The sequence below is a fragment of the Paenibacillus polymyxa genome, from assembly GCF_001719045.1.
GTDB lineage: Bacteria > Bacillota > Bacilli > Paenibacillales > Paenibacillaceae > Paenibacillus > Paenibacillus polymyxa_B.
The window spans coordinates 4,251,064-4,263,561 of record NZ_CP015423.1 but is presented as its reverse complement, the minus strand read 5'-3'; the positions used below and the strand labels follow the sequence as shown (position 1 = coordinate 4,263,561).

Sequence of the window (12,498 nt, the reverse complement as noted above, 5' to 3'; positions counted from 1 at the left end):
TTTCATCACTCCATCTGTCTATTAATGTTGCATGCCCAATGCATTACACACAAATACTTCAATACTTTCTCGAACCTCTTGCAGATTCATCGTTTCGCCCCAAACCATGGACCGCATCGGAGCGAAAATGTAAATCCCAAATAAGCAATTGGCTGTTGTTTTGGCATCCAGCTTACTTGAAATTTTCCCATATAACTTACCGGAATCGATCTCCGCCTCCATAAAATCAAAATAGTCTGCCAGCACCTGCCTAATATTAAAATGCTGTTCCTGTGAGACCCATCCCTTGCTAACCAGTAAACGACAAAAATCCGGCTCTCTCCCAATGAACTCAATATGTACTTGGATCAGCTTGCGAACCCTCAATTCTACCTGATCCATAGGAACCTGAGCCATCGCTTCATGGATATCCTGCACAAATCGCTCCATTCCCATCTTCAAAATGTAAATGTACAATTCTTGCTTGTTTTTAAAATTGTAGTACAGGGTTCCTTTGGCTATGCCACAAACCTTAGCAATTTCTTCCATGTTTGTTTCGTTAAATCCTCGTTCGGAAAAAGCTTTAAGTGCGCCGTTAAAAATAATTTCCTTCGTTTGCTGTTTCATGCTTCCTCCTTTTTTGAACTGACCGTCCAGTACAAAAATTATGTATTTATTATAAGCCCATCTTTAGTTACCCAGCAATAGGAAAAATGAAAATAATTCATTTTAGACATTTCGTCTAAACGCTTATTCTAAAAAAATAAAAATGCAAAAACGGATCGAATAAGTGAGGGGGTCACTCATTCGATCCGCTATGTCATAAAATCGGATGATAAGGGGGCCATTCTACAGATTATCAACCGATTTTAAGGGAAGGCCGACTATTTTTTCACCGTTTGATTGTATTGCGCAATTTTACCTGTAATTTCTTGTGCAGCTTGATCCAATGCCTGTTTTGGCTGTTGCTGGCTACTCAGAACGGCCTCGATTGCACCCTCGACGATTTGGCGCGCTTCTGGGAATACGCCCATCACTGCGCCCTGTGTAGCGGTGGATTGTGCCGATGCGTGCAATTGGTCAACCGCCGTCTGGAATTGCGGATATTTTACCATATTGTCTTTGAGTACCTTCTCGTCATAGGCTGCTTTCGTGATCGGGAAGTACCCGGTATTTACACTCCATTGTGCCTGTACAGCTGGGGAAGCGACGAATTTAATGAACTCCCATGCTGCCTTCTGTTGGGCTTCAGGCTTGTTGTTCATAATGTACAAACTCGCGCCGCCTACAACCACGCCGCCTTCTTTAGCTTCATTGGCTCTTGGCAGGAATCCTGTGCCTACTTCAAATTTATCGCCAACCTGCTCCACAATATTACGCAGCGAAGCGGTGGAATCCAGCGTCATCGCAATTTGTCCTGCGGAAAAAGCCTTTGCCGTATCGTCTGAGTTACGTCCCAGATTGGATACAACCTTTTCATCGATCATTTTCTTCCACCACGTCAGCGTTTTTACACCGGCATCCGAATTCAGCATGGATTCCGTTGCCGCTTGGTCACGACCATTGCCATTATTCACATAATCCGCGTTCTGATTGGCAAACAGTTGCTCCATAAACCAGCCGTAGATGGCAATGGAAGCACCGGATTTACCATCCTTGCTCAAGGCTTTTGCAGCCTTTTCGAACTCATCATACGTTTTCGGAGGATTAGCTGGGTCAAGTCCTGCGGCTTTGAATGCATCCTTGTTATAGTATAGTATCGGGTTTGACGTATTGAACGGCATAGCGTTTAATTTACCATCAATCGTGTAGTAACGTGTAATATTTGGCTCTAACTGCGACAGATCGAACTTGTCTGCATCAATAAATTGTTGTACAGGTGTGATCATTTTGGAGTCGATCATGAATTTACTACCGATTTCGTATACTTGAATGATGTCCGGGCCGCTGTTGGAACCAAGTGATGCCTTCAGCTTGTTCAAGCTGTCATCATATTTGCCTTGATATACTGGCTCTACCTGAATGTCCTTATGACTGGCGTTAAAGTCAGCAGCGATCTGCTTGATTGCTTTTTCACCGTTACCGGACATCGAATGCCACCAAGTCAGCTTCACTGGAGAAGTCGCTGCTGCCCCATCACTACCATTACTCGGCTTCTCTGCAGCAGTATTATTGCTACAACCTGCTGCAACCACCATGGCAGTCAGAATAAGCAGGGTCAATGTACTTTTCAGACGAAAAAATCTCATAATCTCTCTTCTCTCCCTTTGATTAAATGATCTTGAATTGGCATTCTCTTGCGATATTCTTGTGTGTTGAAGCTCTGTATATGGGCTGCTTGCGCAGGTGTTGCTTTTCATTTGAAATATGTGATCAGCCTTTAAGCGCACCCGCTGCCATTCCACGTACCAACTGCTTTAGTCCAAAGATCAGCAGGAGCAGAGACGGTAAAATGACAAGGGCCGTACCCGCAAATACCAAATTCCATGAAGTCGATTCCTGAAATTCGAGCATGGATATTCCGATCTGTACCGTACGCATATTCTCACTATTGGTGATCAGTAAAGGCCAGAGGTACGAATTGTACATATTCAGGAACGAATACACAGCCAATGTTCCAAGCGCAGGGCGCGATAATGGAAGCACATGGAACACAAAGTAACGGATATGTCCGCACCCATCCATACGAGCCGCCTCAAACAGTTCCTTGGGAAGCTGGAGAAAAAATTGCCTTAACAGGAATGTTCCGAATGCCGTCGCCAGAAAAGGAACCGTCAACCCTTGATACGTATCAAGCCAGTTCCAGCTTCGTACCGTCAGGTAGTTTGGAATAATGGTCACTTCCCAAGGGATCATCATCGTCGCTACAAACATGCTGAAAATGAAGTTTTTTCCCTTGAAGTCCATTTTGGCAAAGGCGTAGGCCGCCAAGCTCGCTGTAATCAACTGCCCAATCATCGTCAGACCCGAAATGAGAAATGTATTTCCAATAAAGGCTGCAATCGGAACAATTTCAAACACTTCAGTGAAATTCTCCATATGAAAGGAATGCGGAAGAAAGCTTGGTGGATAAGCGCTTGCTTCCTCCGGCGACATGACTGCCATAAAAAACGTATATATAACCGGATACAAAATGAGAGCAGCTGCAATCGTAAGCAGTACATACAGCAATGTTGAATTCAGGTGTCGTTTCATTGGTAATGCACCTTTCTTTCCACCCATTTGAACTGAATCATCGTGAGCAGCAGAATGACGGCAAACAAGACAATGGCCTGCGCGCTCCCCGTTCCAAACCGGAAATTAACGAAAGCTTCCTGATAGATGGAATACACGAATACATTCGTACTGTTCACCGGACCGCCTTTGGTCAAAATGTTAATTTGAGCAAAAGACTGGAAGGCTCCAATGATGGAAACTACTGTTACAAAAAAGATCGTCGGTGATAACAGTGGCAGGGAGATACGCCAGAACGTGACGAGCGGGCCAGCTCCATCCATTTTGGCACTTTCATACATGTCATCTGGAATCCCTTGAAGTCCGCTCGATAAGATAATGTAATTGAAGCCAAGATTCATCCAGATGGTCATCATGGCTACTGAGAACAGCGCCCAATCCGGGCTGGTCAGCCACGGAACCGGATTAATATGTAGGAGGGAAAGCACATAGTTGAACATCCCCAGTGTCGGATGAAAAAGAAATTTCCAAATGACCGCAGATGAACCGACCGACAACACCATCGGCAGCGAAAAGGCAAACTGGAAGATACGCATTCCCCGCAATTTACTGTGTGTAAGTGCAGCCAGTACCAGCGCCAATAAAATACCTACTGGTACTGTTAACAGTGCAAACAGGAGTGTGACCTTAATTCCTTGTAGAAACAGTCCCGAGCTGAAAAGTGTAGTAAAATTATCTAACCCCACATAAGCTGCAACGTTTCCTGCGGGATCTGTAGAATGCAAGCTGAGATATACGGACTTGATCATCGGGTAAAACATAAATACAGCAAACAAAATAAGCGATGGAGCCAAAAAGGTATACGCCAGCGCGTTTTCGCGCAATCTTTGAATTTTTAGCGAACCCGTGCGTATGCGGGCTTTAGACGAAATCTGTTGCTGACTCCTCGTCCCCAGTCCCATAGATTTGTTAAGCTCACCCAAAACGGAGCGCCCCTTTCTTTTCAAACCAACCTCAGTAAGTGTATCGTTTTGATGTAAAGGGAACGTCAAGTGGACTGGAGTAAAATGTTAATGTTTTTTCATTTTGTAAAAGCAACTCTCTATAGGTATAAGCACAAGGACATAGACTCCTGCATATAATGCATCATTACAGGGTATGGAGGTTAGAGGCGAATGCCATACAACACCGTCAGTCCGCAAACATTATATCAAGCTAGACCGGAATTACAGGCGGAACTCAAAAATATCCGCGATCATTTGCATTATCAATTAAGCCCCTACATGAATCACACGGTTAGGGTGCAAACGATGGATCATCAAGTATATGAAGGAACGATTATACACATCGATGCGGATCATTTGTATTTAAGAGTCCCTCAGCAATATCACTCCCCCTTGCCGGGCACCACCACGCCTGATCGCTCCTATGCCTACAACAATGTCATTCTGCCGTTGGTGTTATATAATTTATTGGTTATAACTCTGTTGAGCTGACGCTCGATCCACATCTCTCTAATTAAAAGACAAAAAACCTCCAAATTCTGTAAGGGGCCTTCTTGGCACATTACGAAGTTGGAGGTTTTAGTTATTTGTTTTTCATAATCATTAGTTCTCACAAGAGATACCTGCTTCTTGCTCTAGTACAGCTATAAACCTTTCTATACAATCTCCACTCGACAGGTGGGTGAACACCTCGTTCACACCCTGATTGATCAGCGTGATGTTCCCCCTAGAATCCGACAAACCCTTATCCAGCTTAGCCAGTGAAATATGGTGATAATTGATGAACTTGACCCAAGGAGTACCCATAGTGCAGGAATAAAAGATGATTCGTTGGGATGTCACTGCCAGCATTCCATGATGCGATATCTTCTGGGAGCTCTGTTGCAAATCATACGTACACCCCATACATGATCGGATGTGTTCGCCCGCTTCTAACGTTAGACTAATAGCTTGCAACTCTTTTTCATTTGTTTGCATCCCGTCTCATCTCCTGTTCGAAGTTCAGGAACGAGTCGCAGCTCCTTGACTTCAGACCAGCTTTTGCGGCTTGTCCCGCCGACCTCTTCATTTTTCGTCAGATTAAGACTCTCACGAACTGGACAATGACCTACCTCAACTGCACATTGAAACCAAGGATGGATATGTACAACTTAACATGGGTACGGGATGTTATCAACAAGCAAGCTATCACTCTTTTTCAGTATAACTCCGCAATCTGCGCATTGCTGAAGAAGCAATTATATCTAATTTTAAGTGATTGGAATGGATGAATTTCAGAAACGAGGAATGGTATACGCTTCTTCTTGGCAAGCTAATGTGAGAATACGTTAGAACGGAGAAGAAGCCTTATGAAATATAACCGTTTGCTGTGCGCTGGAATTGCTGTTTCTTTACTGTGTATCAGCTCTTGTCCCACTCCATCTACCAATGCACAAGCCTCATCATACGCCTCCCCCACTCCTACAAAGGGAAGGGCCTATTACGAAGAACGGGGCGACATTGTGTGGGAAGTTCCTACCCATCGTAAGCTTATCGCTCTCACATTCGATGACGGACCGGACGAAAGCAATACGCCTGCCATTTTGGATTTGCTTAAAGAGTACAATGCTAAAGCAACCTTTTTTGTCGTCGGCAGCCGTGTAGAAAAGCTTCCTGATATTGTGAAACGAGAACGAGCAGAAGGGCATGAAGTGGGCAATCATACCTTTTATCATTCATCTTTTCAGTATATTTCCCGTAACAAAGCTCTGTCAGAATTGGATCAAGGCCAAGCGAGCATCGTTCAAGCAACTGGTGCAGGAACCCATCTTTTTAGACCCCCCGGCGGCTCCTACACTGATTCGCTCGTCAAGCTTTCCAAGGAAAAGGGGTTGAAAATTATTTTATGGTCCTGGCATCAGGACACCCTGGATTGGCGAAAACCAGGTGTACACCGTATCGCTAATAGGGTGCTTCGCAACGCCCGTAATGGGGACATTGTCCTGATGCACGATTATGTACATCAAAGTACGCAAACCGTCGAAGCCCTGAAAATCATTTTACCAGAGCTCAAGAAGAAAGGGTTTACCTTCGTTACGGTATCCGAATTGCTCTCTAATCGGGAAAAACCGGATGGGCTCATTGAAGTGAATAAGTAAAAGAGAGCAATAAAACTCCGTCAATTATTTGTTGACGGAGTTTTATACATAAGGGTTTTGCGAAAACCCAATAAGGAACTGATAATTCTCCGAGCGATAATGTGTTATTAACGAATGGCTCAGAGAATGTACGGTATAGCTGGCTTGAACTTTAAAGAAGCCTATTACATCATATTGCTATTTTCATTTGCTAGCTGTACCTTTCAGTCCAATGTTTTGGAGGCTAGCCATTGCATCATCGTTATTTTCTTTCCGTTAATCACCTTCGATACTTCGTTGTTATAAATGTAAATCCAAGACCAGTGGCCATTGTATTCATACGGTGTTTGGTCGCTCTTTTTGTACAAACCAGAGGTATCTACTACGTTATCAAATAACGACATATGAACATCCTTTGCTCCAGCATTCACTAAACGGTTGTAGGTCGGAACCGTATAATCGTTGGGCGGAACCACGGTGTCGGTTTTGGCAGCCACAAACCAGATCGGCAGGTCCTTCATTTCGTTAATCTGTTCATCGGTTATAAGGCTGTCCTTCAAGGCTTCACAGGCCACCACAGCGGCTGCAAAATAGTCTTTATAATCACGGATCATCAGCATAGTCATGTAACCGCCGTTGGAGTCTCCGCCAATGTAAATTCGATTTGTATCAATGTCTTTGTTCTTGGCCACGTACTCCTTAATTAAGGACATCAATGCTTGCTCGTATTTGGAGGTGCCGTCTCCGAAGCCTGTAAAACCATCCATCCAGTAGGTTGGAGTCTGAGGTGCCAGCACATAAGCCCCTTCAAAATAGGATTGAATATCTTTAGATGCAAAATTCGCTGCATTATTTCCGGAAATCGGAATCGTCGGATCTGTACCTCCCTCACCCATACCATGCAGCCAGATCACCAAGGGGTTTTTCACTTTGTCTTTTGGCGGTGCATAGTCCGCATAGGTTAAAGTAATCCCGTCAAAAGTAGCTTTGCCGGTTGCAAATTGATCAACTAGCTTCCGTATCTGACCTGCGGAAGTATCAATTTTCAAGTCGGAAATCGTTCCGGATGTGGTTTTAATGGCTTTTTGCTGCGTGATTGTGTATTTGTTATCATTCCATGCGTTAAACCCGGAACCTGCCGCATCATAATGAATAGCTGAGCTTAGTGTTAAGGCTGGGCCGACTTCCATTTCTAATACAACGTAGCTTCCGGTTTTATTTACAGGGTTGCCACTTTTGTCCGATACATAGGCCTTGGTGACTTTCCGGTTGCCACTCTCAATAAAGGGATTTACCAGTCTATTGTCGCTTCTTCCCACATGCACCTTAAATGTATCCTTTGTTATCGCATCTTTAGGTACTGGCTTACCCAGGTTAACAATGATCTTCGTAATGGCTGCTCCCCAATCCTTAACCTCCGCAACCGTCCGGTACGAGGTGGACTGTATCTTTACATCCTTGGCCCATGCACCGGAATTGAAAGCAAGGGTCGTACCGATAGCTAAAGTGAATAACATAGTTGTTTTAGCAGCCTTTTGAAACCGTTTAAGCATGATGTCTTACCTCCCGGGTCCATTAATAAAACGCTTACATTATTTATTTTAATGATTTTTTTATTTGTATCCTGTCTTTTATTAGCCTATTTCAGGTCAATTACTGACTCCTTGCTCCAGAATACCTCTTGTTCTCTTTTCGATATTGATGCGGTGTTGCCTGATAAACCTTTTTAAATACCCTAGCAAAAGACTTCTCGTTCGGAAATCCATGCTCCAGCGCAATTTGTATGATGGAATGATCCGTATTCATGAGAACTCGAAAAGATCTCTCCAGACGGATGGCATTGATATATTGAAATAGGGTCATCCCTACATGCTTCACAAAAAAACGGGACAAATATTCGGGAGACAACCCAAAAACCTGAGCTATCGAATCCAAGGATAAACTTTGATCGTAATTCTTTTTGATATAATCGGTTATCAACGTCAGCCGCTCCAAATATTTATCGGATTTAAAGCCGCGGATAGATTCATGATCCATTGTAAAATGCATTAATAACAGATACACCAGTTTATAAGATAGTGATGTTAAATGGATATGTGCTAAAGAGTCATTATGCCGGTTGAGATAAGCCACAAATAAGGTGTTTAACAAATCACGCAACTCCGCAAAATGCTGTAATCTCTGCTCGTTAGTTTCGAAAATGGAAATACAGTCAAATGAGATGGGATTACTGCCGTTAACATTTGCTCTAATAAATTCAGAAGGAATCAGAACGGTTATAGCCTCTCTCCCTTTTCCCTTAGCCACAGAGAAGGAATGAATAGCATTCGAATTAATGAGCACAATATCTCCTTCTTTGGAGCTATAACTCGCGCCATCAATATAGATATTATCGATTTTTCCTGAAAGCACATAGGATATTTCAATGCTATCGTGCCAATGCCTAGGTATGTACGCTGGTTCATTGGAGGAATGAACTATAATTTTTAACGGAAAATGATTGTCTGCCTGGACCAGCTCATATTTGTATTCCAAGTTTGTCGCTCCTCTCAGATGTGAACTCATAAATAGAAGAAAATGGCTTCAGCAAAGTGCCGAAACCACTTGTATTTAACCTTCCTCTCTCTATAAACAAAAAAACCTAAGTATAACAAAATACATAAGATCCTTAGATCTTAACATTTTGTTCCTTAGGTTTTGCCTGCGTAACAGTAACAATCCTAGTGCTATTCATTTAATTAAGCTAAGTATATAGTGGGTTGAAATCCATGTCAACGCTTTCATTTTAAACGTAATGAAACGAAAAAACCTTATAGATCATGCGTAAATCTATATATAACACTGCAATTTGGATCATTATAAAAGGCTGATTATGAGAGTGTTCATAATCAGCCTTTTGTTTTACGCTATGTGGTCAAACAGGGCGTCTAATCATAGAAGCCCTTGATGCATAAGTTTTTTTGCCCCCGACATAATTCATTCTAATCAACAACTTCCTTACAATTGTATAATGGGGTATACAAGTAGCAATGATATTTCTGAGAATTTAATTTTCTAAAATATCTCACCTTCTCTTGGCGGCATAGGTATGCTCTATCCCGCTCCAACTCTCCAGAATGACGATATCTCGTAGTGTAGACTTATCCGGCCCCATAATATAGTTATTTTGCTCTAAAGCAAGCAACTAACTTTTAAGCTTTCTGTACACCTCCGCGTCTTTATCTCCAGATCTAACATATTACGGCAACCTGCTGAAAAGTTGTAGACTGAACGGCGATGTTAAGCTAACGTGGCAGGTTAACCTAACAAGCAGACTGCCAATTACGTTTGAAAATACCCAAACGTGCTGCCGGGTTGACATTCAGAACTGGCCTTGTGAATCTGGTGGAGTTAAAGGGAGTGCTAGTTGTGTCTCATCTATTATTTTGAACAAGCATTGTATTGAAGAGCCAGCGAAAATTCCATCTGAAATACTGAGCTAGATGCCAATCTTCATAGCCATTTAATACACCTTCATTTAACCAGTAAGACTCTGGTTTTCCGCTCGTCGCAGCTTCAGACACATAAGCGATCATTTTTTCTAAAAAGCGAATGACATCTAGGATTCTATCTGGAGTGGACACATCTCCATGCCCGGGAATGACAGTATCTACCTTCAGATCTCTTTGAATGCGTCTAAGGATGCGTATCCAAGCGTAGGGATTACCGTATGGCATGACCGGAATCGTCTTGTTGGTTATTAAATCACCAGCAATCAAGGTTCGTTCTTCAGGCACGTAAATAACGGCATCGCTTAAAGAATGGCCGCCTCCGTAGGATAAAACTTCGACAGTGCGTTTTGCTCCTTTTATAACTAGTTTATCGTCAAAAGTTATCGTGGGTATCACCCTACGAAGGGAAGGGATAGCATCATACAAGGCTCTCTGCACGGAAAGATCATAGCCGATTTCGGTTAACATGTGCGGATTTTTTTCTTGTGAACGTACTTGATGTAGGCTATTTATTAACTTCTGAATGTTTTGTTGCATTAGATCAATATTCACTTCACCCATTTCAGATAGCAAATCTCTTGTCCAAACGGTAGATATAAAATCACTTTCCATGAATTCCTGATTGCCGTTGACATGATCTCCATGGAAATGAGTATTGATCACATATTTAATTGGTTTATTCGTTAATTGTTCTGCGGTTTGACGTAACAAAGCACCAGAATGCGGTAGGTTGGTTGTGTCCACAACAACGGTCAAATCCCCAATGTCAATAATTGCTGCATTCCCCAGCGAACCACTACCAGGTACCGAAATAGCACCCCAGATACCTTCCGCTGCTTGTTGAATCGTGAAATAATTGTTGTTCAATGTTTATGCCTCCATCAAAATAAGTTTGACACCATTTCCTTTTATCTTTAGTTTTTTTATGTTTCATGTATATTAATTAGCAACTTTAGCTTACAAGTTAGAGTCAACTAGAAATCAAGCACAAATTTTTGAAATGAAGTTTGAGGTGCAAATATCGACTTCGAGTTGACTTAAAGATGTATAATAGTTTTAAATTTTGGTTTAGAAAAAGGGAGTGACAAAAAAACAATGCTTACTATAAGTCAAGTATCAGAAAGAACGGGGCTAACTCCTTATACGATTCGCTATTATGAAAAAATTGGAGTGCTACAGGAACCAAATCGAAGAAATGGAAGGACACGCATTTATACCGAAAGTGAGGTTTCATATATACAATGTTTAATTAGATTAAAAAAATTGGGATTGTCGCTTGAGGAGATTACGGAATTTACTCGTGACGGATGTGTACTGGATAAAATTCAAAAAGGGGAAGAAGTTGCTAATTTTACTCCTGCCTTACACATACGGATAGAAATTCTGGAAAAGCATCTGGTGGAACTGGAATCCAAGCGGCAGGAACTTGAGTGCATGATTTCCCTTGCCAACGAGAAGATAGCCCTGTACCAAAAACTTACGAAAGACGATATAGTAATGTAGAAGAGCTGGTTCACCACCAGCATATACGATGTCAACAGAATTCAATGAACTAACGGGAAACGTTAGTTCATTGAAATAGCGATAGTCTAGGGCTCTATTTTCCCGTCCTAGGCTACCATTGTTTCTTTTGTTGTAGTTATCAAAACTTTATTTTCATCGAACATTTAAAAAGTGGATTCATAGGACCTTGAATGTCCGTCTGTAAACAATTTCTTTAATTAAAAAGCTCTGCCGACCAATTAAGGTTTGCAGAGCTTTTTTATTACTCGACTATTTATTTTTTCTGAATATGAACATCCCAATAAGTGCAACAACTATTATAGCGGGAATTCGCCATGGATTCGGTAGAAATTTTGTTAACCATAGGGCAGCGAATACTGTGGCTATTGTCAAATAGCCTAAGCGTTCAGATGGTTCAAATTTCTTTTTATTGAAGAACACAATCAAATAGCCTATCGGTGGAGTTATGAGGATCATTAAAATTATGACCATTGGTCTTAAATACCACTTTCTTTTCATTCTTCCTCCGTCATTAATCGTTGTTAATCACAGTTATTAAAGGAATATAGCTCGATAGCTCTAGCAATAATATCAGCTAACCATCTCGACACCTAATTCTTCATATCTACTCTAAATTCAAACTGATCAATGAAAAAAGCTCTCCCGACCAATTAAGGGGATTAATTCACTTGCTGGCTTGAACAAACACATAATTAACCTTCCTCACCAAATGGCTAAGGACAAGTTGTATAGCAGGGTAATTTAGAGGTTTCCAGGCTGTGAATCAGCTATTCCCCATGTTTCCCCATTAACTTTATAATCACTGCCTCTCCACTGAAGTGTGTAGTTTCCAGAACGCAAACCGTTGGTGATACCTTCATCAGTACTTTTCCAAATAACTGTGTCATGAGGAGCAATTACTAATGCTTCAATATATAGTTTGTTTGAACCGTTATGAGTTAAACTTACTTTTACCGGATGATTAGAGTGATTTTTCATACAAAGTTTAACATGCCCCCATCCCTTAGGGACATCAAAGGACTCTCCTACAGTTGCACCTCCGCTCGATCTTTGATTAATTATGATGTTTTCGCTAGTTTTACTTGTTGAAGCTGAAGTAGCCCCTACCGTAATCGCCATGCTTAAAGACAAAACCGAGAACAGAAATATTCTTTTCTTCATCATTTTCCCCTTCTATTTTTTGATATGGTCTACCTTAAAGAGACTACC

The 12,498-nt window shown here is 41.8% G+C and carries 12 protein-coding genes; 3 read left to right on the top strand and 9 right to left on the bottom strand.

The window, feature by feature from the left end; all coding sequences use genetic code 11:
* Positions 1 to 21: 21 nt before the first annotated feature.
* The 4 genes from AOU00_RS19090 to AOU00_RS19075 form a co-directional block, all read right to left on the bottom strand.
* On the bottom strand, positions 22 to 606 hold the full coding sequence (locus AOU00_RS19090; RefSeq protein WP_025721531.1) for a TetR/AcrR family transcriptional regulator: 585 nt from the start codon (positions 604 to 606) through the stop codon (positions 22 to 24).
* 257 nt (positions 607 to 863) lie between these two features.
* Entirely contained in the window at positions 864 to 2,228 is a 1,365-nt protein-coding gene (locus AOU00_RS19085) for an ABC transporter substrate-binding protein (RefSeq protein WP_069291361.1), read from the bottom strand.
* 124 nt (positions 2,229 to 2,352) lie between these two features.
* The gene (locus AOU00_RS19080) at positions 2,353 to 3,174 is read right to left on the bottom strand and encodes a carbohydrate ABC transporter permease (protein WP_061829595.1); all 822 of its coding nucleotides are present in this window, start codon (positions 3,172 to 3,174) and stop codon (positions 2,353 to 2,355) included.
* Positions 3,171 to 4,136, bottom strand: coding sequence for a carbohydrate ABC transporter permease (locus tag AOU00_RS19075; RefSeq protein WP_069291360.1), 966 nt, complete (start codon positions 4,134 to 4,136; stop codon positions 3,171 to 3,173). Before AOU00_RS19075 ends, AOU00_RS19080 begins: the two co-directional genes overlap by 4 nt.
* Before the next feature lie 192 nt (positions 4,137 to 4,328).
* On the opposite strand from AOU00_RS19075, the gene AOU00_RS19070 reads away from it, so the two are divergent.
* Positions 4,329 to 4,649: a hypothetical protein gene (locus AOU00_RS19070; RefSeq protein ID WP_069291359.1), complete on the top strand. Its 321-nt coding sequence runs from the start codon at positions 4,329 to 4,331 to the stop codon at positions 4,647 to 4,649.
* 111 nt (positions 4,650 to 4,760) lie between these two features.
* On the opposite strand, the gene AOU00_RS19065 is transcribed toward AOU00_RS19070, so the two are convergent.
* Positions 4,761 to 5,135 carry a PH domain-containing protein gene (locus AOU00_RS19065; RefSeq protein WP_069291358.1) on the bottom strand — a complete coding sequence of 125 codons (375 nt, stop codon included), beginning with the start codon at positions 5,133 to 5,135 and terminating at the stop codon, positions 4,761 to 4,763.
* Between the two features lie 371 nt (positions 5,136 to 5,506).
* Between AOU00_RS19065 and AOU00_RS19060 the strand changes: the two genes are divergently transcribed.
* Positions 5,507 to 6,295 carry a polysaccharide deacetylase family protein gene (locus AOU00_RS19060; RefSeq protein ID WP_069291357.1) on the top strand — a complete coding sequence of 263 codons (789 nt, stop codon included), beginning with the start codon at positions 5,507 to 5,509 and terminating at the stop codon, positions 6,293 to 6,295.
* Positions 6,296 to 6,498: 203 nt separating this feature from the next.
* Here the strand turns inward: AOU00_RS19060 and AOU00_RS19055 are convergent, their stop codons facing one another.
* The 3 genes from AOU00_RS19055 to AOU00_RS19045 all read right to left on the bottom strand — a co-directional run bounded on the left by AOU00_RS19055 (position 6,499) and on the right by AOU00_RS19045 (position 10,632).
* Positions 6,499 to 7,827 carry a prolyl oligopeptidase family serine peptidase gene (locus AOU00_RS19055; RefSeq protein ID WP_069291356.1) on the bottom strand — a complete coding sequence of 443 codons (1,329 nt, stop codon included), beginning with the start codon at positions 7,825 to 7,827 and terminating at the stop codon, positions 6,499 to 6,501.
* Between the two features lie 100 nt (positions 7,828 to 7,927).
* Positions 7,928 to 8,809: an AraC family transcriptional regulator gene (locus AOU00_RS19050; RefSeq protein WP_069291355.1), complete on the bottom strand. Its 882-nt coding sequence runs from the start codon at positions 8,807 to 8,809 to the stop codon at positions 7,928 to 7,930.
* A gap of 878 nt (positions 8,810 to 9,687) precedes the next feature.
* Positions 9,688 to 10,632 carry an MBL fold metallo-hydrolase gene (locus AOU00_RS19045; protein ID WP_061829601.1) on the bottom strand — a complete coding sequence of 315 codons (945 nt, stop codon included), beginning with the start codon at positions 10,630 to 10,632 and terminating at the stop codon, positions 9,688 to 9,690.
* 228 nt (positions 10,633 to 10,860) lie between these two features.
* On the opposite strand from AOU00_RS19045, the gene AOU00_RS19040 reads away from it, so the two are divergent.
* Positions 10,861 to 11,268, top strand: a complete 408-nt coding sequence (locus AOU00_RS19040; protein WP_023987566.1) for a MerR family transcriptional regulator — start codon at positions 10,861 to 10,863, stop codon at positions 11,266 to 11,268.
* Positions 11,269 to 12,030: 762 nt separating this feature from the next.
* Here the strand turns inward: AOU00_RS19040 and AOU00_RS19030 are convergent.
* Positions 12,031 to 12,450, bottom strand: coding sequence for a hypothetical protein (locus AOU00_RS19030; RefSeq protein ID WP_061829603.1), 420 nt, complete (start codon positions 12,448 to 12,450; stop codon positions 12,031 to 12,033).
* Positions 12,451 to 12,498 lie beyond the last annotated feature (48 nt).